Below are 23,897 nucleotides of genomic sequence, written 5' to 3' on the forward strand. Positions count from 1 at the left end.
TGGGAGCACATTTTTATGATATTAGTATCTGCATGTTTAATAGGAATAAATTGTAAATATAGTGGCGATAATAATGAAAATGAAAAAGTTAAGGAATATTTAAAAGACAAAGAATTTACACTTGTATGCCCAGAACAGTTAGGTGGTCTATCTACACCAAGACCACCTGCTGAAATAGTCGATAATAAGGTAATTACCAAAGATAATAAGGATGTGACAGAAAACTTCGTAAAGGGTGCTAAAGAGACCTTAAAAATAGCAAAATTATATGTATGTAGCGAAGCAATATTAAAAGAAGGTAGTCCATCTTGTGGATGTAATTTAATTTATGATGGAAGTTTTTCTGGTAAAAAAATTTCAGGAAAAGGCGTCACAGCAAAACTACTTGAGGAAGAAGGCATAAAAGTTAAAAGTGAAAAAGATTTGTAGAAAACCAATACAGGAATAAAAAATTGCATGTAAAAATAGTATTTTTAATGTATGCAGAATTTGTATAAAAGGTACAATTTCTAAAGTACTTTATCACATAATGAAATACTTGAAAAAACACGAAATTTGATTTAACATAAAGAGATAAGCACAATATAAACCAGGTACAATGTAGAGAGGAGCAACAAGATGCAAGATTTCAAGGTAGCAATATCAAATTGCCTTAAAGAAAAAATAGAAGATTTATCGAAAGAAGAGATAGAGGCACTTATAGAAGTTCCACCAAACAAGGACATGGGTGACTATGCTTTTCCATGCTTTAAATTAGCTAAAGTGTTTAGAAAAGCTCCAAACATGATAGCAAATGAATTGGCAGAAAGTATAGAGCCAAGTGGAGAGATAACAAAGGTGATACAATTAGGCGGATATGTAAACTTTTTTGTAAATAAGTCTCAATTGGCAGAAACTGTAATCAAAAAAGTATTAGAGGAAAAAGAAAATTATGGTCATAGTGATTTTGGTAAAGATAAAACTGTAATAGTTGAGTATTCTTCTCCAAATATAGCAAAACCTTTCCATATAGGACATATAAGAACTACAGTGATAGGTAATGCCTTATATAAGATATATGACTCACAAGGATACAAGACTATAAGAATAAATCATTTAGGTGACTATGGAACTCAATTTGGTAAGTTAATAGTGGCCTTTAAAAAGTGGGGAGAAAAGGAAGTAGTAGAATCTAATCCAATTCCAGAATTACTAAAATTATATGTAAGATTCCACGATGAAGCTGAACAATATCCAGAAATGGAAGATGAAGCAAGAGCGTGGTTTACTAAATTAGAAAATGGCGATGAAGAAGCAAAAGAATTATGGCAATGGTTTAGAGATGAGAGTTTAAAAGAATTTAACCGAGTGTATAAGCTTTTAGATATAGAATTTGATTCTTTGGCAGGGGAAAGTTTCTATTCTGATAAGATGGGTGAAGTTATTGAGTTATTAGAAGAGAAAAAGCTTCTAATAGAGTCTAAAGGTGCAAAGATTGTTGATTTAGAAGAATATAAAATGCCACCAGCACTTATTACTAAGAATGATGGTTCAACATTATATATGACAAGAGATTTAGCTGCTGCAATATATAGAAAAGAAACTTATAATTTTGACAAGTGTATATATGTAGTTGGTTCTCAACAAAACTTACATTTCCAACAATGGTTTAAAGTAATTGAGCTTATGGGATACGATTGGGCAAAAGATTTAGTTCATGTTGGGTTTGGTATGGTGGCTCTTGAAGAAGGGACTATGTCAACTAGAAAAGGAAGAGTAGTATTTTTAGAAGATGCTTTAAATCAAGCTATAGATAAGACTAAGGATATTATACTAGCTAAAAATCCAAATGCCAAAAACGTAGATGAAATATCTAAACAAGTAGGTGTTGGTGCAGTAGTATTCCAAGAATTGTCTAATAGTAGAATTAAAGATTACACATTCTCATGGGAAAGAACATTGAGCTTTGATGGTGAGACTGGACCATATGTTCAATATACACATGCTAGATGTTGTGCAGTTTTAAGAAAAGCAGAAGAAGAAATAACTTCTGATATAGATTATAGTCTGTTAGCTGATGAAGATAGTGCAGAAGTTCTTAGAGTTATAGAATCATTTAATAAAAATATTTTACTTGCTCTAAAGAAAAATGAACCACATATAGTGACTAGATTTATGTTAGATTTGGCTCAAGCGTTTAATAAATTTTATCATGACAATCCAATTTTAGTAGAAAATTTGGAAATTAGAAAAGCTAGACTTGCATTAGTTCTAGCTACAAAACAAACTTTAGAAAATTCTCTGAAACTGTTGGGAATGCACGCTCCAGAAAGAATGTAATACGATAAAATGTTGAAATAAAAAGAATAAAATTGAACTTAGTACGCAATTTGTATAACTGTAAAATATAGGGATGTCGAAAACTGATGCTTTACATATAAAAAAGTAGTATCGTATAATAATATATAGATAGTAGATTACAATGATTTTTGTACACTACTATCCCCCTATATATGACAGCTTCTTAAACGGGCTGTCTCTTTTTTTTTAATAGCAAGATATTTAGATTCAATTTTTTAGAAAGGATATATTTATGAATGATGAATTACTAAAAAAAGTCTATACATCTTCTTTTAGTAGTGCAAGTAGGGCTCTTAAAGATTTAATTATAATAAATACGAAATCCTTAATAGATGATAAAACACAAAGATGTGTATATATAGACGAAAATAGACTGAGAGATGAACTTATTTACTATAGATTTTATGGAGAGAAAATAGGGAATATTAATTTTTTAAATATTTTATTACCATTAATTTTATCAAATACTAATATCCAAAAAAGTGAAGACGAGGTTGTTAGACTAATAAAAAAATATGTGAATTATTTTAAAAAAGAAGAATCTTTATTTGATTATTTATTAGGTTCTGTAGCGTATAATTCTGTTATGCACAATCTTATAAATAATAGTAAAATAGAATATGTCGAATTACTACAGAGTATCAAAGACAAGATAATAGGATTTTCTATAGAATTAGACAAATCAGATATTGTAAAGTTTCAGATGGCAAGGATTAAAGCAATACAATTAATTGATAAATATATTGATTCAAAGTTTGAAGAGTATGATGAAGAAAGTGTTCTATTAAACGTGTTAAACGTCTTATACGATGTATATATGGAAGATAGGATTGTAGAAAATGAAGGAATTAAGAGCATAAAAAAATCTATATTATCCATTTTGGGTGAAGATAGTGAATTAAATGAAGATAATATAGATTTTATTTTTTCTATGTCAGAATATGTTGTTAAATTGAGAAAATATAAAATTGGAGTCAAGGCATACAATAAAAAAATAGACCCAAGAAGTTTTATAAGACTTGAAGAAGGGAATACTTTAATAGACCCCATATTTAATCAAATAACAGTTATATCAAAAACTTTTAATGATAACATATTAAGCATAAAAATAAATTCTAAATCAGGTATTCATATATTGAAATTTAAAAAAGTTTAGGCTATCAGAGTGTGCTATTTTTCTCTAGATAATCCAAAAAATCTTTTTCCTTAGTGTCAGTTAAAAAACATAATTCCTTTACAATATTATTTCTAAGGTCGATGAAATCACTAATTTGAGTATTTTCATTAGTGTATTCAAGAGACTTTATAATAAGTAGTAGATCTCTTTTTGATAAAGAGTTGATAGATACTTTTTCAATTAATTCCATAAAAAACTTCCTTTCCTCACATTACTTGAAATTAATAAATTAATTATATAGATATTATTAAAACTTTACATATACTATTCTAACCTATAAGGGGTACAAAAAGACAGTATAATATTAAAAAGAGGTGAGAAATATTTGAAAATTTTATTAACAACATTAAATTCTAAGTTTATTCATACAAATTTAGCTATAAGATACCTAAAAGAATTTGTAAGAGATTTGATAGAAGTTGATATGAAAGAATATACAATAAATAATGATTTGGACTATATTTTGAAGGATATATACAAAAACGAGTATGATATAATATTATTCTCCACATATATTTGGAATGTGGGGGATATAGTTAAGCTTTGTGATAATCTAAAGAAAATTAGACCTAATACTAAAATAGCTTTGGGCGGACCAGAAGTTAGTTATGATAGTTATGAGGCAATGAAAAAGTACGATTTTGTGGATTATATACTTTATGGAGAAGGAGAATTAATTTTTAAAGACTTGGTACTTCATTTACAAGGTAAAAAAGACATAAATGATGTAAATGGACTTGTATATAGACAAGGCAATGAGATAATCGTGAATAAGCCAATGGAATTACTTCAAAACCTGGACGAGATTCCTAGTCCTTATGAAAATTTAAATCCAAAAGAATATGAAAATAGAATAGTGTATTATGAATCATCAAGAGGTTGTCCTTTTAACTGTCAGTACTGCTTATCATCTACTATTCCAGGTCTAAGATATTTTAGCTTAGATAGAATAAAGAGTGATTTAAAAGCTTTAATAGATGCAAGAGTATCACAGATAAAGTTTATTGATAGAACTTTTAATGCAAATAAAAAAGTGGCTATGGAAATTATGGATTTTCTTATGAAAAATGATAATGGATATACTACTTATCATTTTGAAGTTACAGCGTATTTGATAGATGATAAGATGCTTGAATTTTTAGCTGATTGTAAAGAAGGCCTTTTTCAGTTTGAAATAGGAGTGCAATCGACAAATGAAAAAACACTTGATGCAGTAGGTAGAAGGGATGATTTTAAAAAATTGTCTCATGTTGTTCAGACTGTAGCATCGTATAGAAATATACATCAGCACTTAGACTTAATTGCAGGGCTTCCTTATGAAGATTATAAGAGTTTTGAGAATTCCTTTAATGATGTATTTAATCTAGGTATAGAGCATCTACAATTAGGTTTTTTAAAGATGATTAAAGGTACAGGCATGAGAAAAGTGGCAGATGAACATGGTTTTAAATATAAAGATTATGCTCCATATGAATTTTTATATAATAATTATATAAGTTATGAGGAAACATTGAAGCTAAAGGATATAGAAGATATATTGGAGAGGTACTATAATTCTAAAAACTTTGTGTTGTCCATGAGATATATTATAGGTAGATTTTATAAACAAAGTCCTTTTAAATTCTTTGAGACTTTTGCTAAGTATTTTGATGAAAATGGATATTTTGATTTGGCACAAGGAAAGAATCAACTGTATAAAATATTGATGGATTTTTATAATGAAAATATAAATATGGATAATGATGTATTCAATGATATATTAAAGTATGACTATATATCACTTGGTAAAACATCGAATATACCACAGTTTTTTAATAAGTTAGATGTGGATGATTTTAAGAATAGATGCCATGTATTTTTACAGGATAATGGTAATTTATCAACATATTTACCTAGTTTTGTTGATAAGCCAGCTAAACATATAATAAAATATGTTCATTTCGAGCCATTTAAATTCAATGTTGTTGATTTAAAAAGTGATATAAATATAGAAATAAGAGAAGAAAAAAATGTAGTATTATTTGAATATGATGATAAAAAAGTATTTGAGAAATCTAAAACTCATAAAGTAGAGATTTAAATATTTAGGAGGGAAAAATGGATTTTAAAATAGAAAAATATTTGCTGAAAAAGGCAGAGGAACTAGCTTTTATTACTATAAAGCATGGTGGCGAGTTTAAATTAAAGAGCTATGATGTGCCAAAAGGTGGATTAGATGTACCTATAAAAAATGAGGTATTGGTAAAAGGAATAAAAGAAAAGACTGCTCAGGATAAGTTAAATTCAATGTCTATAGCAGATGCTATGATATATATAATTGGTATAGATAGTAAATTTAAAAACAATGGAGAATATGAAAAGTTTTTAAATGCTTTATCTGAAGATATTAATCTGGATTTAAAGGCATACATGGGATATATGTCAAGAAAATACTTTGAGATTGGGGAACATACAGATGCTTTAATATATATAAAAGCATTTATAACAATGTATCCAGATGATTTAGATGCCATGTATAATTATGCAATAGTTTGCCAAGAGATAGCAAAACAGTATCAAAAAGATATGGATGAGAAGGCAATGAATGCCTTTTTACTTGAAGCAATGGCCAAGCTTGAAAAGATAATTGATGTTGATGAGAGTTTTGCATTAGGTTATTACCATTTAGGTTACCATTACTATAATCAAGGTCAATATCTAAAGACTAAGCTAACTTGGGAAGATGCATTAAGACTTGGGCTAGATGCTGATTTGGTAGCTGAGATACAAGATAACTTAGGAAAGATGGACTTTAAAGTTCAGTATGAAGAAGGATATACACTTGTATTCCAAGGTAAATTTAAAGAAGGATTAGAGAAACTACTGCCATTAGAAGAAGAACATATGGATTGGTGGAACTTATTGTTCATGATAGCACTTGGATATAAGGGTATGGGCGAGATAGAACAGGCTGAGATGTATTTGGAGAAGATATTGATAATAAAGCCTGAGCAAGTGGATGCTATAGTGGAATTAGGGCTTTGTGAGGCTTATAAAAATAATTTAGATAAAGCAATAGAATATTTTGAACAAGCTGCTAAGATAAAGGAAGACCCAGAGATACTTTGTAATTTAGGGATGGCTTATTTAAATAATGGTGATATTGATGATGCAACTTATTATATAGAAAGAGCTTATGAATTGAATCCACAAGATGAGATTACAATTGCTTGTTTAAAAGAGCTTGGAATAAATAAGTAAGAATATTGTTAAGTTGTATTTGATTTTATTGGTTAGGCGGTATAACATTTATCATGTTATACCGTTTTTTATTTTTTACTTATTTTTCTTCAGATGTATTCAACGTGATAGAAGAAAAATCTTTTTGTATTTGAAGTAAAAATTTTTCTGATGCTTTTGAAAATATTTGATGTTTTTTCCATATAATATTTAATTTAGCTTCTAAAGGGGGATATAGAGGTCTAAAACAAAGATTACTATTTTCTGTAGTATTAACAAGTCTATCTAAACATAAAGCATAACCTAGCCCTTCTTCTACCATAAGAGAAGCATTATAAACTAAATTATATGTTGCAACAATATTTAGTTTTTCAGTACTATCTTCAAGCCATTTAGAGATTGCTTTATCAACTAGTGTTTGTCTTGAAATAATAAGTGGTATATTACATAAATCTTTTGGATTTATCGCATTTTGTGAGGCAAGGACACTGTCTTTATGCATTAGTAAGCCCCAAACATCAGTAGCAGGGATTTGTATGTAATCATACTTCTGTATATTTGCAGGTTCAATTAAAATACCAAAATCAAGAAGTCCTTTGTCTAATTTTTCAGTTACATCATCAGCATTTCCACTAAAAAGGTGGTATCTTACATTAGGGTATTTTTTATGAAAATGATATGCAGTTCTAGCTATAAGTCGCATAGCCTCAGTTTCTCCACCACCTATATATATATCACCACTAATAATTTCATTGGGATTACCAAATTCCAATTCTACCTTATCAACTAATGATACAATTTCCTCTGCTCTTTTATGCAAAAGTCTACCTTCGTTTGTTAAGGAAACTTTTCTATTTCCTCTAACCAATAATTTAACTCCCAACTCTTCTTCAAGTTCTATAATCTGTCTAGAAAGTGTTGGTTGTGTTATATGTAAAAAGGTTGCTGCACCAGATATACTTTCCTCTCTTGCGATTGCTAAAAAATATCTTAATACTCTTAATTCCATAGTTAATCATCCTTTACTAACTTATTTATTATATAATTATATCAATTTTTATGCCTTTTAAGTATATGTAAGTATTTAATATAGGTATTTGATATAAAAAAATTAGTATATTACACTAAAAGTAGTAATCATATTACTTATAAAATTAATTAAGCTAATTTTTATTAAAATGTTATTTAGAAAATACAAATAAACTAAAATGTATATTGAAAGGATGTATAAAATGAATATCAATGAATTTTTAAAGCATGTGAATCAAAGAAAACCTGTTTCTAGTGAATCAGAAATACATGAATTTATGGTTAAGTTAAGTAATGAGGCAATGAAAATCACAAGCAGGCTAAATTCCTCTTATCATGAACCAGAAGAAGTGCGTAGTTTATTTTCTGAGTTGATTGGAAAGAAAGTAGATGAATCATTTTTTATGTTTCCACCATTTTATACAGATTGTGGAAAGAATATTACCATAGGAAAAAATGTTTTTATAAACAGCAGTTGTCATTTTCAAGACCAAGGAGGTATTGAGATTGGAGATAATACTCAAATAGGGCATAATGTGGTATTGGCTACACTTAACCATGGTATTATGCCAGATAAACGCAGTACAACCTATCCTTCTCCAATCATAATAGGAAAAAATGTATGGATTGGTGCTAATGTAACTATTGTTTCAGGGGTCACTATTGGCGATAATGCAATTATTGCTGCTGGAGCAGTTGTAACCAAAAATGTTGCAGAAAATACTATTGTAGGTGGTGTTCCTGCAAAGCTTTTAAGGGTTATTGATTAAATCCCAGAATAAAATATTAAACTATTATTTAGTTATACAAATTTTTTATAACATAAAAAATAAATTGAGAAAAGGTATAGCAAATATGGTATTATTTAGTTAAATATATATAAGGGAGGGGTTACTTTTGATAAAAAAATTAGATGATATTTTAGAGCAACTTAAGGGAGGAGAGAAAATAGTACTTTCTGTAGCAGCAGCTCATGACAAAGAGGTTTTGATGGCAATAAAAGATGCTGTAGAAAGAAATATAATTACTCCTATATTAGTTGGAAATGAAGAAAAGATAAGAGATATATCAAAAGAAATAGGATTTGATTTAAATGGTATCAAAATAGTGGATAAGGATGATATCAAAGATTGTGCAGAAATAGCAGTTAAACTAGTATCAAGTAAAGAAGCTGATTTTGTAATGAAAGGGTTATTAGATACATCAGTTATCTTAAAAGAAGTGTTAAATAAAGACTATGGTCTTAGAACTGATAGCTTATTAAGTCATGTAATGGTATATGAGTTAGAAAGATATCATAAATTACTTATAACTACAGATGGAGGTATGAACATAGCTCCTGATTATGAACAAAAGGCAAAAATATTAAAAAATTCAATAAAGGCTGCAAAAGCTTTAGGTATGGAAACTGTAAAAGTTGCATGCTTAGCAGCTAAAGAAAAAGTAAATCCTAAGATGCAAGCAACTGTAGATGCAGATATGCTAGCAAAAGCTTGTAAAGAAGGAGAGTTTGGAGACAATGTAATCGTAGAAGGACCTTTAGCTTTTGATTTAGCTGTTTCAAAAGAAGCTAGTGAAATAAAAGGATTTAAGAGTGAAGTATCTGGTGATGTAGATATTATGTTGGTTCCAACAATTGAGGTTGGTAATGGAATAGGGAAAGCTTTTACATATATGGCAGACTCTAAATCAGCAGGTATAATTATGGGTGCAAAAGCTCCTATAGTTTTAGTATCAAGAGCCGATTCACATGAATCTAAATTGTATTCTATTGCATATGGTGCTATTGTGGCTAAGAGTATGAAATAAATGAATAAAAATAGAAAAAACAGTCAAAATGTCTAAATTAATGCAATATTAAAAAAATTTTATATAAAAAATAATTATGGCTTCAAATGAATATATACAAATGTTCAATTTGAAGCTATAATTAATATTAAAGTAGGAAAAATAAAAAAATTCAAAAAAATTAGTCCAAAAAATGCTATTCTAAGAAGTTTTTACTAATTAAGTTTAGGGAGTAAAAATCTGTAACAAGTCTAAAAGTAATGAAAAATAATAAATACACAATCAACATATAAAAACGAAAAAATGACTAGAAATAATTCAAACTTGATTTAAAAAAAATCAAAACATAATTTAATTAAACTAAAGTATCAAAAAATAGGTTTAAGTATTAAAAAATAGCCAAAAACAGTAAGTAAAATTAACTTAAATTAGGTACCAAAAATTAAATTTTTATGTATTATCTAATTTTGTTAAAAAAATATTTAAATCTAAAGCAAAGTGTTGGAAATTAGTATATAATCAACTTAGAAAGCATTTATTTTATTATTTTATGACATGAAGTCAGTCACCTGGGGGATTTTAAAAATCAAAAAAAGGGGATAGGAATATGGATGAAAAAATGTTAACAATTGATTTAAACAGCCAGAAAATGATAGCAAAAGCTAGAGAAGAAGGCGTAGAAACAATGTATGATAGAAAAGAAGGCTTCAAGGCACAATGTGGTTTTGGTCTTCAAGGTGTTTGCTGTAGAATATGTGGAATGGGACCATGTAGAATAAGTCCTAAGACTCCAAGAGGGTTATGTGGAGCAGATGAACACACTATAGTAGGTAGAAACTTTGCAAGAATGGTTGCTGGTGGGACAGCTGCCCATTCAGACCATGCTAGAGATATCGCACATACATTAGCATTAGCTGATCCAAATGGAAACTATAAAATAAGAGATGAAGCTAAGTTAATAACTTTAGCTAAAGAATGGGATGTAGAGACAGAAGGTAGAGATATCTATGATGTAGCACATGAAGTGGCAGAAATTGCATTAATGGAGTTTGGGAAGCCTTTTGGAACATTAAGATTTATAAAAAATGCACCAGAACCAAGACAAAAAATATGGAAAGAATACGCTATAGAACCAAGAGCTATAGATAGAGAAATTGCAACAATAATGCACTCTACTCATATCGGATGTACTGGTGATATAGATAGTTTAATACACATGAGTCTTAGAACTTCTATGGCTGATGGTTGGGGAGGTTCTATGATAGGTACTCGTCTAAGCGATATCTTATTTGGAACTCCAGTGCCAAGAAGAACAGAGGCTAACTTAGCAGTATTAGAAGAAAATAAAGTTAATATAATATTACATGGACATGAGCCAGCATTATCTGAAATGATAGTTTTAGCTTCAGAAGAGCCAGACTTAGTAGCTTTAGCTAAAGAAGTTGGAGCTGATGGAATAAACTTAGCTGGTATGTGTTGTACAGGTAATGAGATTACAATGAGACATGGTGTAAGAATAGCAGGAGACTTCCATCAACAAGAACTTGCAATAATAACTGGAGCAGTTGAAGCTGTAATAGTTGACGTTCAATGTATATTCCCTGCATTAGCTAGAGTTGCAGATTGTTACCATACTAAATTTGTAACAACTTCTCCAAAAGCTAAAATAACAGGTTCAACTTATATTGAATTTAGAGAAGAACAAGCACTTGATGATGCTAAAGCAATAGTTAAAGAAGCTATTTTAAACTTTAAAAATAGAGATAAATCAAAAGTACTTATACCTGAATTAAAATCAGGGGCAACAGTTGGGTATAGTGTAGAAGCAGTAGTAAACCAATTAGATAGAGTTGTAAACTCTCATATAGACCCAGCAGGAACAGTTAAGCCATTAACAGACTGTTTAAAATCTGGAGTATTAAGAGGAGCAGCTGGTGTAGTTGGATGTAACAATGCTAAAGGAGTTTCAAATGAGGCTCACGTAACAATAATGAAAGAATTAATTAAAAATGACATAATAGTAGTTACTACAGGATGTGGTGCTTCAGCAGCAGCTAAATTTGGTTTAATGGAAACTGATGCAGCAGAAAAATATGCAGGTAAAGGTCTTGCAACTGTCTGTAAACTAGTAGGAATCCCACCAGTACTACATATGGGTTCTTGCGTTGATATAAGCCGTATATTAGATTTAGTTGGAGCAGCAGCTAATTACTTAGATATGGATATGTGTGACCTTCCAGTTGTAGGTATAGCTCCAGAGTGGATGTCAGAAAAAGCGGTTGCTATAGGATGTTATGTTGTAGCTTCTGGTATAGACACTTATTTAGGAATAATGCCTCCAATAACTGGTTCTTCAAGAACAGTAGACATATTAACTAGCGAATTAAAAGATAAAGTTGGAGCAACATTTACTGTAAATACTAATCCAAAAGAATTAGCAGCTACAATAATAGAAGATATAGAGAAAAAACGTGTTCACTTTGAAGCATTAGTTGAAGAAAAAATGGCAGAAAAGGCTGAAGCTTAAGAAAGATAGAAACCATAGAAAAAACGATTTTACAAGAAATTTTATGGGTGAATAAAGTCAAATGTTAAGGCAAAGAACATCGAAATATAACGAATATACTGAATAAATAAAATATAAACAATATAATGAAGAATAATAAAACTATACATGCTGCTTTGAAAAGCTAGTAAGGTAAATGTAATTGGTTCCTGTAAGGACTAGCTGTAGTTTATTTTTAGTGTACAAAAAATAAACAACTATAAAATTAACTGCATAAAAAGCAAATAGTAATAAAGGTGGTAGGGATTATGAAGATAGCAATAACAGGTAAAGGTGGAGTAGGTAAAACGACTTTTTCTTCAATGCTCTCTAGAATGTTTGCTGAAGACGGATACAGAGTTGTTGCTGTTGACGCTGACCCAGATGCTAATTTAGCTTTAGCACTAGGTTTTCCAAAAGAAGTATATGAATCAATAGTACCTATATCAGAAATGAAAAAATTAGTTTCAGATAGAACAGCTGCTTCTGTAGGTTCATTTGGAAAAATGTTTAAGATGAATCCTAAAGTTGACGATATCCCTGAAAATTTCTGTAAAGAATATAATGGAGTAAGATTACTTACATTAGGGACAGTAGATTCTGGTGGCACTGGATGTGTATGTCCAGAGCATGTTCTTTTAAAAAGATTATGTTCACATTTAATACTACAAAATAAAGATGTAGTTGTTATGGATATGGAAGCAGGAATTGAACACTTAGGAAGAGGAACAGCCCAAGGTGTAGATGCTTTTATAGTAGTTGTAGAACCAGGAGAAAGAAGTTTACAGACTTATAGAAAAGTAAAAAAACTTGGACATGATATAGGAGTAAATAAGGTATTTGTTGTAGGAAATAAAATTAGAAACAAAGAAGATGAAGAATTTATAATCAAAAACTTAGAAGATGGAGAATCTTTAGGATTTATTTATTACAATCAAGATGTTATAGATTCTGATAGAGCAAATCAATCTCCATATGATTCTAGTGAAACAACAAAAGCACAAATTAAAGCAATAAAAGATAAATTAATGTCACTTAAAGATAAATAGAATTTTGATTTGGGATTTTAGGTTGGTTAAAGGTTAGACATAGGTAATAGATAGGTAATAAATAAGTAATTAGATAAATAACTAGCTATTAAGTTTGAATATTTTAATAGCTTAGTAGCTAGTTTTTAAGCAATTTTACATGTATAATTATCTTATAAAATATAATTTTTACATATTAATACAATTTTTACAAAAATTATATTTTAAATCTATTTAGGTTGTGGGAGGAGATTCAGTTATGGGATTTAAATCTGATATTGAAATAGCTCAAGAAGCTAAACCTCAAGATATTAGAGAGGTTGCAAAAAAATTAGGACTAGGTGAAGATGATGTAGAACTTTATGGTAAATACAAAGCCAAAGTTGACTACAATCTACTAAAAAGAGACACTGGTAAAAAAGCTAAGTTAATATTAACTACAGCTATAAACCCAACTCCAGCAGGTGAAGGAAAAACTACTACTACTATAGGTGTGGCTGATGCATTTGCAAAATTAGATAAAAATGTATTAGTTGCTTTAAGAGAACCATCTCTAGGACCAGTATTTGGTGTTAAAGGTGGAGCAGCTGGTGGAGGATATGCACAAGTTGTTCCTATGGAAGATATAAACTTACACTTTACAGGTGATTTCCATGCTATAGGAGCTGCTAATAACCTTTTAGCTGCTATGCTTGATAACCATATTCACCAAGGAAATACTCTTAGAATAGACCCTAAGAAAATAACTTGGAGAAGATGTGTAGACATGAACGATAGACAACTTAGAAATATCGTTGATGGTATGGGTAAAAAAGGTGATGGAGCAGTTAGACAAGACGGATTTGATATAACTGTTGCTTCTGAGATAATGGCAGCATTCTGTTTGGCAAGTGATATATCTGACTTAAAAGAAAGATTAGGAAACATAATAGTAGGATATAGCTATGAGGGTGACCCTGTAACAGCTAGACAATTAAAAGCTAATGGTGCTATGGCTGCATTATTAAAAGATGCTTTAAAACCAAACTTAGTTCAAACTCTTGAAGGAACACCATCATTTGTACATGGTGGACCATTCGCAAATATCGCTCATGGATGTAACTCTGTTATAGCTACAAGAATGGCTATGCACTTTGCAGACTATGTAATAACTGAGGCTGGTTTCGGTGCTGACCTTGGAGCAGAAAAATTCTTAGATATAAAATGTAGAATGGCAAACTTAAAACCAGATGCTGTTATAATAGTTGCTACTGTAAGAGCATTAAAATACAATGGTGGAGTTGCTAAAGCAGACTTAAATAACGAAAACCTAGAAGCTCTTGAAAAAGGACTTCCAAACTTATTAAAACATGTTGAAAATATAACTCAAGTATATGGATTACCAGCAGTTGTTGCAATAAACAGATTCCCACTTGATACTGAAGCTGAACTTAAACTTGTTGAAGACAAGTGTAAAGAGTTAGGTGTAAATGTTGCTCTTTCTGAAGTATGGGCAAAAGGTGGAGAAGGTGGAGTTGCAGTAGCTAAAGAAGTTCTAAGATTATTAGATGAAGAAGAAAATAACTTTAGATTCTGCTATGAAGATGATTTATCTATAAAAGACAAGATAAATGCTATAGCTACTAAGATTTATGGAGCAGATGGTGTAGATTATACTCCAGAAGCTGATAAAGAAATAGCTAACTTAGAAAAACTTGGATTTACTAAGGTTCCAGTATGTATGGCTAAGACTCAGTATTCTTTAACTGATGACCAAACTAAATTAGGTAGACCAACAGGATTTAGAATAACTGTAAGACAAGCAGCAATCTCAGCAGGAGCTGGATTTATAGTTGCACTTACTGGAGAAATCATGAAGATGCCAGGATTACCAAAAGTTCCAGCAGCAGAAAAAATAGATGTTGATGAAAATGGAGTAATAGCTGGATTATTCTAAACACATTAATTTATAAATAAAGAGTAGGAGATATCTTAAAATAGTTCGTAAAATATCTCGAATAATTTGAGATATTTTCCTACATCCTTTTAAGGAGGATTATCATGAAAATAGCAGATAAAACTTGTGTTGATTTTGTAGAGGTACTATCTTCTAAAGAAGCAGTACCAGGTGGCGGTGGAGCTGCTGCACTAGTTGGTGCAATTGGTATGGCTCTAGGCAGTATGGTATGTAATCTTACAATAGGAAAGAAAAAGTATGCTGAGTATGAAGAAAGCGTAAAAGAGATATTAAGTAAAGCTGGAAAACTAGAAAAAGATTTGTTAAAAATGATAGATGATGATGCAGAATGTTTCTTACCATTATCAAAAGCTTATGGGCTTCCTAAAGAAACTGAAGAAGAAAAAAGAATAAAAGCAGAGACAATGGAAAAAGCGCTTAAAGTTGCTTGTGAAGTACCATTAAATATAGTAAGAGTTTGCTATGAAGCTATTAAGTTACATGAAGATTTAGTTGATAAAGGTTCAAGACTTGCTATAAGCGATGTTGGTGTAGGAGTTCAATGTCTAAGAGCTGCTATACTTGGTGGACAATTAAATGTAGTTATAAATATAAATTCTATACAAGACAAGGAATATGTTGATAAAGTAAAAACAGAAGTAGATAAATTAGTTGAAGAAGGCGTAAAAACTTGTGATGAAGTTTATGCTAAGGTTGAAAAAGCTCTTGGAAAATAATTTTTAAATGACGAAAGTAAATACTATGTTGTTAATATGTAGTATATAGAATAAATTAATTTAAGTTTGCTTGTAGGGGAGTTGTGAATATATGGAAGGAATGTCAACTAAAGGACAAATTATAAAAGGAAAACCTGTAGCTGATAAGATTAGTGAAGAGTTAATAAAAGAAGTTGAGTTATTAGTTAAAGAAGGTATAAATCCTAAACTAACAATAGTTAGAGTTGGAGCAAGAAGTGACGATTTGTCATATGAAAGAGGCGCATTAAAAAGATGTCAAAACATTGGTATAACAACAGAAGTGTTAGAGTTAGCTGAAGATATAACTCAAGAAGAATACATTGATGTATTAAAGAGAGTTAATGATGACAAAAATGTTAATGGTATATTATGTTTTAGACCTCTTCCAAAACACTTAAATGAAGAAGTTATAAAATATGTTATTGCACCAGAAAAAGATGTAGACTGTTTTAGTCCAATAAACTCTGCTAAAGTCATGGAAGGTGATAAGAGTGGATTCCCACCATGTACTCCTACAGCAGTAGTAGAAATATTAAAACATTATAATGTTGATTTAAAAGGAAGTAAGGTAACAGTTCTTGGAAGATCAATGGTTGTTGGGAAGCCAGTATCAATGCTTTTATTAAGTGAACATGCAACTGTTACAATATGTCACTCAAAGACTAAAAATTTATCAGGTGTAGCAGCAGACGCGGATGTATTAATAGCAGCTATTGGTAGAGCTAAGATGGTTGATGAAACTTTTGTTAAAGATGGGGCAGTAGTTATAGACGTTGGTATAAATGTTGATGAAGAAGGAAATTTATGTGGAGATGTTGATACAAATGCAGTTTTAGATAAAGTATCAATGATAACTCCAGTTCCAGCGGGGGTTGGTTCAGTTACAACATCTATACTTGCAAAACATGTAGTTAAAGCTTGTAAATTACAAAATAATAAATAGATATATATAAGTGGAAGGTTTAGGGGGGAAGTAGATATGATAATTTCTGAAAATAAACCATTAGAAGAAGTACTAGGGTACTTAAAGAATTTTGACAAGCTAGTTTTAGTGGGTTGTAATCAATGTGCAGCGACTTGTAAAAGTGGTGGAGAAGAAGAAGTTCTAAAAATGAAAGAAACTCTTGAAGGTGAAGGCAAAAAAATCTTAGGATATGTAATGCTTGACCCTGCTTGTAACCTTTTAAAGTCTAAAAAGGATTTAAAGGCTCTAAAAGAAGAGACTAAAGAAGCTGATGCAGTTTTATCTTTAGCATGTGGAGATGGTACACAGACAATAGTTAAGAACCTAAAAGATAAACCAGTTTATCCAGCGAACAATACTTTGTTCATAGGGGAAGTACAAAGGGTTGGAGAATATGAAGAAGCTTGTAAAGCTTGTGGAGATTGCGAACTTGGTTGGACAGGTGGGATATGTCCAGTAACTATGTGTGCTAAAGGTCTTATGAATGGAGCTTGTGGTGGAGCTAAAAATGGTAAGTGTGAAGTAAATGCAGAGAATGATTGTGCTTGGATAAAGATATATGAAAGATTAGAAGCTATAGGACAATTAGGCAACTTAGCAGAAATAAGACCACCAAAAGACTATTCTAAGCAAAATAATCCAAGAAGTTTAAGTGCAAAGAAAAAGAAAGAAGCAGCAGCAAATTCATAAAAGTTTTTTTTAGAAGGTTAAAAGGGGGATTAGAGATGAGCTTATTAAGAGAAACATTAGAAAGTGGAAAATTTGCAGTTACTACTGAAATGGCTCCTCCAAAAGGGACTGACCTTTCACATTTAATAGAATGTGCAAAGCCATTAGTTGGAAGGGTTCATGCAGCAAATGTAACAGACTTTCAATCAGCAGTTATGAGAGCAACTTCTCTTGCTACATGTAAATTACTAAAAGATGCTGGATTAGAGCCAGTTATTCAAATAACAGGGAGAGATAGAAATAGAATAGCTATACAAGGGGAAATGTTGTCAGCAGGTGTATTTGGGATAAACAATTTGTTGGCACTAACAGGAGACCATACTAGCGTAGGAGACCATCCACAAGCTAAGGGAGTCTTTGATTTAGACTCTGTAGGGATACTTCAAACTGCTGAGACTTTAATGGCAGGTACGGACATGGCTGGTAATAAATTAAAGGGTTCTCCAGATTTTTATCTAGGAGCATCAGTAACTCCAGAATATTCTCCAATAGAAGTTCAATTATTAAAAATGCAAAAGAAAATAAAAGCAGGAGCTAAATTTTTCCAAACTCAAGCACTTTATGACATAAATACAATGAGAAAGTTTAGAGAATTAACAAGGGATATGGATTGCAAGGTATTAGCAGGGATAGTACCTTTAAAATCACCAGGAATGGCCAAATTTATGACTGCAAATGTACCAGGAATATTTGTTCCAGATGAACAAATCGAAAGATTAAGAGCAGTTGGAAAAGAAAACTGGGTAAGTGAAGGAATAAAAATGGCAGGAGAACTTATCAAACAATTAAAAGAAGAAGATTTATGTGATGGTGTTCATATAATGGCAATTGGGGCAGAAGAGAATATACCTGCTATACTAGATGCCGCAGGTTTATAGTATTGTAATATTATAGATTATATAAGGTTTGGGGGAATTAAGGATGAAGATAGTAGTAGTAGGTGGTGGACCAGGTGGATATGTAGCAGCTATAAAAGCTTCTATGCTTGGTGCAGAGGTAACAGTTATTGAAAAAAGAAGAGTTGGAGGAACTTGTTTAAATGCAGGATGTATACCAACTAAAGCACTTCTTGCTTCTTCTGGAGTATTAAACACTGTAAGAGAAGCAAAAGATTTTGGTATAGAAATAGATGGAACAGTTACACCAAACTTCACTGCCATAATGGAAAGAAAAAATAAAGTTGTAAATCAATTAATAAGTGGTATAGAATTCCTATTTGAAAAAAGAGGAGTAAAACTAGTTAATGGTTTTGGAAAATTAATTGATAAGAATACTATAGAGGTAACAAAAGAAGATGGAACAGTAGAGACTATAAAAGCTGACAAGATAATACTAGCAAATGGTTCTGTTCCAGTTGTACCAAGAATGTTCCCATATGATGGAAAAATAGTAATAACTAGTGATGAAGTTCTTGGACTTGAAGAGATACCTGAATCTATGTTAATAGTAGGTGGTGGAGTTATAGGATGTGAAATAGGGCAGTTCTTTAGAGCCTTAGGAACAGAAGTAACTATAGTTGAGATGGTTGACCAAATACTATTAAATGAAGATAAAGATGTAGCTAAACAACTGCTTAGACAATTTAAGAAAGATAAAATTAAAGTTATCACAGGTATTGGAGTACAAACTTGTGAAGTAGTTGATGGCAAAGCTGTTGCAACTCTTTCTAATGGAAAGGTTATAGAAGCACAATATGCACTAGTATGTGTTGGTAGAAGACCTAACCTTGATAATTCTGGAGTAGAAGATATAGGAATTGAAATGGAAAGAGGAAAAGTAGTAGTTAATGAGCATCTTGAAACTAATGTAGAAGGTATATACGCAATAGGTGATATAATAGATACTCCTTTCTTAGCACATGTTGCTTCTAAGGAAGGTATCGTAGCAGTTGAAAATGCTTTAGGTAAGACTAAGGTAGTAGATTATAGAGCAATTCCAAGATGTGTTTATACAGAGCCTGAAGTTGCTGGTGTTGGTAAAACTGAAAAGCAACTTGAAGCTGAAGGTGTAGAATACAATGTAGGTCAATTTGACTTTAGAGGTCTTGGAAAAGCACAAGCTATAGGACATTTCCAAGGATTTGTAAAGATTATAGCTGATAAAGAAACAGATAAAATAATAGGTGCAGCAGTAGTAGGGCCTCATGCTACAGATTTATTAACTGAGTTGTCACTAGCTGTTCATCTAGGATTAACAGTAGAACAAGTAGGGGATGCAATACATCCACATCCAAGTTTATCAGAAGGACTAATGGAAGCTCTTCATGATGTACATGGTGAATGTGTTCATTCTGTACCTAAATTATAATACGTAAACAGAGTACATAAGGCTCTGTGGCTGATTTAAGGGGGAAGTCTTAAAATGGGATACAATATAGCTGTTGCAGGAAAAGGTGGAACTGGTAAAACAAGTCTCACAGGGCTTTTGATTGATTATTTGGTTAAGGACAATAAGGGACCAGTATTAGTTGTAGATGCTGATGCTAATGCTAACATAAATGAAGTATTAGGTATCGAAGTTGAAGCAACAATAGGAGAAATAAGAGAAGAAGTAAATCAAAGAGAAAAGTTAGGCAATGCATTCCCTGGTGGTATGACAAAAGCACAATATCTACAATTTAGATTGAACTCTATAATTGAAGAAGGCGAAGGATATGACTTATTAGTAATGGGTAGATCAGAAGGTGAAGGATGTTACTGTTTTGTAAATGGAATACTTAGAGAACAAGTAAATAAAATATCTGGTCATTACAAATACTTAGTCATGGACAACGAAGCTGGTATGGAACATCTAAGTAGAAAAGTCACTAGACATGTTGATACACTTTTATTGGTTAGTGATTGCTCAAGACGTAGCATACAAGCTGTTGCTAGAATAAGAGATTTAGCTGAGGAACTAAAGTTAAATGTTGGAAGAATACTTCTAATTGTAAATAAAGTTCCAGATGGGGTTATGAATGATGGTGTTAAAGAAGAAATTGAAAAACATAACCTAGAGTTAATCGGTGTTGTACCTATGGATGAATTGATATATGAATATGATTCTACAGGTATTCCTTTAGTTAATTTACCTGAAGATTCAAAATCTAAAGTGGCTATGAAAGAGATTTTTGCTAAATTAGAATTAAAATAGGTTTAAGGGGGAAAAAAATATGGCATTTAAAATGTCTACTCAAAAATATTCTGGAAAAATATCAGAAGTTGAAGTAGGAATAGGGGAAAAGGCAATTAAATTAGGTGGGGAAAATGTATTACCTTTTTATAGTTTTGATGGAGAAGTAGGGCATTCTCCAAAAATAGGTATAGAAATATCAGACGTTTATCCTGAAAGCTGGACTGATTCATATAAAGAGTTATACAAAGATGTAGCTAAGTGTCCGGTAGAATGGGCTAAATATGTTGAAGCTAATACACAAGCAGACTTTATTTGCTTAAAATTTGATGGTTCTGACCCAAATGGATTAGATAAGTCAGTTGATGAATGTGCTGATGTAGCTAAAGCAGTAATTGAAGCAATAGAATTACCTTTAGTTGTAGCAGGTTCAGGAAATCATGAAAAAGATGGTAAATTGTTTGAAAAATTAGCTCAAACATTAGATGGGCATAACTGCTTATTTATGTCAGCAGTAGAAGATAACTACAAAGGAGTAGGAGCATCAGCTGGTATGGCTTATGCACACAAAGTTGGAGCTGAATCTTCTGTTGATATAAACCTAGCTAAACAATTAAACGTACTGTTAACTCAATTAGGCGTTAAAGGTGAAAATATAGTTATGAATGTTGGATGTTCAGCAGTTGGTTATGGATATGAGTATGTTGCATCTACTATGGATAGAATTAGACTTGCAGCATTTGGTCAAAATGATAAGACATTACAAATGCCTATCATAACACCAGTAGCTTTTGAAGTAGGTCATGTTAAAGAAGCTATAGCTCCAATAGAAGATGAGCCAGATTGGGGTTGTCCAGAAGAAAGAACTATAGCAATGGAAGTTTCAACTGCAGCAAGTGTTTTAGTAGGTGGTTCAAACGCAGTTATACTTCGTCATCCAAAATCAATAGAAACTATAAAAGAATTGGTTAACGCATTAGCTTAATTAAATTGTTAAGGTTAGGGGGAAAAAATAATGGCATTAAAAGCTTTAGATATATTTAAATTAACACCAAAGAAAAACTGTAAGGATTGTGGATTCCCAACTTGTATGGCTTTCTCTATGAAGGTTGCTTCAGGAGCTGTAGAAGTAGGTAAATGCCCACACATGTCTGATGACGCTATAGCGAAATTATCAGAAGCTACAGCACCTTTAATGAAAGCTTTAAAAGTTGGTACTGGTGCATCTGAATATGAACTAGGTGGAGAAACAGTATTATTTAGACATGAAAAAACATTAGTAAGTAGAAATAGATATGCAGTTTCATTCTGTACTTGTATGAGTGATGAGGCAGTAGATTCTAAAATAGCTAACATGAAAAAAGTTGACTATGTAAGAATTGGTGAACAAATGAAAGTTGAAATGGTTGTTTTAGAGTACTGTGGAGATAAAGATGCATACTTAAAATTAATAGATAAGATAAAAGGCAGTGGATTAGAAGTAGCTTACATTTTAGCTTGTGATGATGCGCAAGTAGTTAAAGAAGCTGCTGAAGTATTAAAAGATGCTAGACCAATGGTATATGGAGCAACTAAAGAGAACTACAAAGATATGATAGAAGTAGTTAAAGGAGCAAGTTTACCATTAGGTGTAAAAGCTGGTAGCCTAGAAGAATTATATGAAACAGTTGAATTAGTTCAAGCTGCTGGATATAAAGAATTAGTATTAGATGTAACTGGAGAAAACATAAAAGATACTTACACTAATGCTATACAAGTTAGAAGAATAGCTTTAAAAGAGCAAGATAGAACATTTGGATATCCTTCAATAGTATTTGCAAATAGATTATCTAATTCTAACCCTATGATGGAAATTGCCTTATCATCAATATTTACTATAAAATACGGTTCTATAATAGTAATAGATGATATCAGTTACGCTAAGGCGTTACCATTATTTGCACTAAGACAAAATATATACACTGACCCACAAAGACCAATGAGAGTTGAACCAAAGATTTACCCAATCAATAACCCAGATGAAAATTCTCCAGTATTAGTTACTGTTGACTTTGCATTAACTTACTTCATAGTTGCTGGAGACATAGAAAGATCAAAAGTTCCAGTATGGTTAGTAATACCAGATGCAGGTGGATATTCAGTTCTTACATCTTGGGCTGCTGGTAAATTTGGTGGAAATTCAATCTCTGCTTTCATTAAAGAAAGTAAAGTAGAAGAAGTAACTAATTGTAAAGACCTTATCATTCCAGGAAAAGTTGCAGTACTTAAAGGTGATATAGAAGACAACTTACCAGGATGGAGTGTAGTTATAGGACCAGAAGAATCTATGGAATTACCTAAGTTCTTAAAAGGATACCAAGAAAAAGCATGCCAAACAAACTAATAAAATATTAACTAACTATTAATATTAAATTTAAAGGGGGACATTATAAATGGAAAAATTTATGATTATAGGTGAAAGAATACACTGTATCTCACCTTCAATAAGAAAGGCATTAGCAGAAAGAGATCCAGCTCCAATATTAAAAAGAGCAAAAGAACAATTAGAAGCAGGAGCACATTATATAGATTTCAACATAGGACCTGCTGAAAGAGATGGCGAAGAAATAATGACATGGGGAATCAAATTACTTCAATCTGAGTTCAACAATGTTCCTATAGCTCTAGATACAGCTAATAAAAAAGCTATCGAAGCTGGACTTAAAGTTTATGATAGAACTAATGCAAAACCAATAATAAACTCTGCTGATGCTGGCTCAAGATTTGATTTAATAGATATAGCAGCTGAATATGAATCAATGGTTATAGGTTTATGTGCAAAAGAAGGTATCCCAAGAGATAATGATGAGCGTATGGCTTACTGCCAAGAAATATTAGAAAAAGGCTTAATGTTAGGAATGGAACCAACTGATATATTATTCGACCCATTATGCTTAGTTATAAAAGGTATGCAAGAAAAACAAGTAGAAGTTTTAGAAGCTATAAAAATGATGACTGAAATGGGACTTTTAACTACAGGAGGATTATCTAACGTATCTAATGGATGTCCTAAACATGTTAGACCTGTTTTAGATAGTGCATTCTTAGCAATGGCAATGGCTAATGGATTTAGTTCAGCTATAATGAATCCATGTGACCCAGAATTAATGAAAACTGTAAAATCTTGTGACATAATCAATGGGGCATCTTTATATGCAGACTCTTTCTTAGAGTTAAATGAAGGTGGATTTGCTTTCTAGGGTTTTTAGGGTATAGTTAATAAAAAATAGGTGT

Annotated in this window: 21 protein-coding genes; 19 read left to right on the forward strand and 2 right to left on the reverse strand. The window is 31.3% G+C overall.

Annotated elements, in window-relative coordinates; translation table 11 throughout:
- Positions 1-15 precede the first annotated feature (15 nt).
- The 3 genes from KGF38_RS10340 (at position 16) to KGF38_RS10350 (ending at position 3,496) form a co-directional block, all read left to right on the forward strand.
- Positions 16-429 carry a DUF523 domain-containing protein gene (locus KGF38_RS10340; RefSeq protein ID WP_054269242.1) on the forward strand — a complete coding sequence of 138 codons (414 nt, stop codon included), beginning with the start codon at positions 16-18 and terminating at the stop codon, positions 427-429.
- Between the two features lie 189 nt (positions 430-618).
- Positions 619-2,319, forward strand: a complete 1,701-nt coding sequence (gene argS / locus KGF38_RS10345) for an arginine--tRNA ligase (RefSeq protein ID WP_227832338.1) — start codon at positions 619-621, stop codon at positions 2,317-2,319.
- Between the two features lie 253 nt (positions 2,320-2,572).
- Positions 2,573-3,496, forward strand: coding sequence for a hypothetical protein (locus KGF38_RS10350; protein WP_054276048.1), 924 nt, complete (start codon positions 2,573-2,575; stop codon positions 3,494-3,496).
- 4 nt (positions 3,497-3,500) lie between these two features.
- Here the strand turns inward: KGF38_RS10350 and KGF38_RS10355 are convergent, their stop codons facing one another.
- Positions 3,501-3,707 (reverse strand): hypothetical protein, encoded by a 207-nt coding sequence (locus tag KGF38_RS10355; protein ID WP_003418305.1) that lies wholly within the window; start codon positions 3,705-3,707, stop codon positions 3,501-3,503.
- A 135-nt stretch (positions 3,708-3,842) separates the two neighbouring features.
- Here KGF38_RS10355 and KGF38_RS10360 point away from each other — a divergent pair, with 135 nt between their 5' ends.
- Together KGF38_RS10360 and KGF38_RS10365 are read left to right on the forward strand one after the other, a co-directional pair.
- Positions 3,843-5,597 carry a B12-binding domain-containing radical SAM protein gene (locus KGF38_RS10360; protein ID WP_054276049.1) on the forward strand — a complete coding sequence of 585 codons (1,755 nt, stop codon included), beginning with the start codon at positions 3,843-3,845 and terminating at the stop codon, positions 5,595-5,597.
- Positions 5,598-5,614: 17 nt separating this feature from the next.
- Complete coding sequence (locus KGF38_RS10365; protein WP_074179175.1) at positions 5,615-6,757, forward strand: tetratricopeptide repeat protein; 1,143 nt, start codon at positions 5,615-5,617, stop codon at positions 6,755-6,757.
- Positions 6,758-6,836: 79 nt separating this feature from the next.
- Here the strand turns inward: KGF38_RS10365 and KGF38_RS10370 are convergent, their stop codons facing one another.
- Positions 6,837-7,745: a LysR family transcriptional regulator gene (locus KGF38_RS10370; protein ID WP_074179176.1), complete on the reverse strand. Its 909-nt coding sequence runs from the start codon at positions 7,743-7,745 to the stop codon at positions 6,837-6,839.
- A gap of 223 nt (positions 7,746-7,968) precedes the next feature.
- On the opposite strand from KGF38_RS10370, the gene KGF38_RS10375 reads away from it, so the two are divergent.
- The 14 genes from KGF38_RS10375 to acsE all read left to right on the forward strand — a co-directional run bounded on the left by KGF38_RS10375 (position 7,969) and on the right by acsE (position 23,863).
- Positions 7,969-8,535: a DapH/DapD/GlmU-related protein gene (locus KGF38_RS10375; protein WP_054269248.1), complete on the forward strand. Its 567-nt coding sequence runs from the start codon at positions 7,969-7,971 to the stop codon at positions 8,533-8,535.
- 127 nt (positions 8,536-8,662) lie between these two features.
- Positions 8,663-9,574 (forward strand): bifunctional enoyl-CoA hydratase/phosphate acetyltransferase, encoded by a 912-nt coding sequence (locus KGF38_RS10380; protein WP_054269249.1) that lies wholly within the window; start codon positions 8,663-8,665, stop codon positions 9,572-9,574.
- A 586-nt stretch (positions 9,575-10,160) separates the two neighbouring features.
- Positions 10,161-12,080: an anaerobic carbon-monoxide dehydrogenase catalytic subunit gene (gene cooS / locus KGF38_RS10385; RefSeq protein WP_054269250.1), complete on the forward strand. Its 1,920-nt coding sequence runs from the start codon at positions 10,161-10,163 to the stop codon at positions 12,078-12,080.
- A 287-nt stretch (positions 12,081-12,367) separates the two neighbouring features.
- Positions 12,368-13,147: an AAA family ATPase gene (locus tag KGF38_RS10390; RefSeq protein WP_054269251.1), complete on the forward strand. Its 780-nt coding sequence runs from the start codon at positions 12,368-12,370 to the stop codon at positions 13,145-13,147.
- 238 nt (positions 13,148-13,385) lie between these two features.
- Positions 13,386-15,062 (forward strand): formate--tetrahydrofolate ligase, encoded by a 1,677-nt coding sequence (locus tag KGF38_RS10395; protein WP_074179177.1) that lies wholly within the window; start codon positions 13,386-13,388, stop codon positions 15,060-15,062.
- A gap of 104 nt (positions 15,063-15,166) precedes the next feature.
- A complete protein-coding gene (locus KGF38_RS10400; RefSeq protein ID WP_054269252.1) occupies positions 15,167-15,799 on the forward strand; it encodes a cyclodeaminase/cyclohydrolase family protein in 633 nt (210 codons plus the stop codon).
- Between the two features lie 91 nt (positions 15,800-15,890).
- Positions 15,891-16,763 carry a bifunctional 5,10-methylenetetrahydrofolate dehydrogenase/5,10-methenyltetrahydrofolate cyclohydrolase gene (locus tag KGF38_RS10405; protein ID WP_054276053.1) on the forward strand — a complete coding sequence of 291 codons (873 nt, stop codon included), beginning with the start codon at positions 15,891-15,893 and terminating at the stop codon, positions 16,761-16,763.
- A 36-nt stretch (positions 16,764-16,799) separates the two neighbouring features.
- Positions 16,800-17,474, forward strand: a complete 675-nt coding sequence (locus tag KGF38_RS10410; protein ID WP_021383443.1) for a methylenetetrahydrofolate reductase C-terminal domain-containing protein — start codon at positions 16,800-16,802, stop codon at positions 17,472-17,474.
- Between the two features lie 35 nt (positions 17,475-17,509).
- Positions 17,510-18,391: a methylenetetrahydrofolate reductase gene (locus KGF38_RS10415; RefSeq protein ID WP_021383473.1), complete on the forward strand. Its 882-nt coding sequence runs from the start codon at positions 17,510-17,512 to the stop codon at positions 18,389-18,391.
- Between the two features lie 43 nt (positions 18,392-18,434).
- Positions 18,435-19,820 carry a dihydrolipoyl dehydrogenase gene (gene lpdA, locus KGF38_RS10420; RefSeq protein ID WP_021383534.1) on the forward strand — a complete coding sequence of 462 codons (1,386 nt, stop codon included), beginning with the start codon at positions 18,435-18,437 and terminating at the stop codon, positions 19,818-19,820.
- A 54-nt stretch (positions 19,821-19,874) separates the two neighbouring features.
- Positions 19,875-20,645: a carbon monoxide dehydrogenase accessory protein CooC gene (locus KGF38_RS10425; protein WP_074179178.1), complete on the forward strand. Its 771-nt coding sequence runs from the start codon at positions 19,875-19,877 to the stop codon at positions 20,643-20,645.
- Between the two features lie 19 nt (positions 20,646-20,664).
- Positions 20,665-21,609, forward strand: a complete 945-nt coding sequence (gene acsD / locus KGF38_RS10430; RefSeq protein WP_054269254.1) for an acetyl-CoA decarbonylase/synthase complex subunit delta — start codon at positions 20,665-20,667, stop codon at positions 21,607-21,609.
- 30 nt (positions 21,610-21,639) lie between these two features.
- The gene (gene acsC / locus KGF38_RS10435; RefSeq protein WP_054269255.1) at positions 21,640-23,007 is read left to right on the forward strand and encodes an acetyl-CoA decarbonylase/synthase complex subunit gamma; all 1,368 of its coding nucleotides are present in this window, start codon (positions 21,640-21,642) and stop codon (positions 23,005-23,007) included.
- A gap of 49 nt (positions 23,008-23,056) precedes the next feature.
- Complete coding sequence (gene acsE, locus KGF38_RS10440) at positions 23,057-23,863, forward strand: carbon monoxide dehydrogenase/acetyl-CoA synthase methytransferase subunit (RefSeq protein ID WP_021383485.1); 807 nt, start codon at positions 23,057-23,059, stop codon at positions 23,861-23,863.
- Positions 23,864-23,897: the final 34 nt, after the last annotated feature.

The sequence above is a fragment of the Clostridioides sp. ZZV14-6387 genome, assembly GCF_020657835.1.
GTDB classification, from domain to species: Bacteria; Bacillota; Clostridia; order Peptostreptococcales; family Peptostreptococcaceae; genus Clostridioides; species Clostridioides difficile_A.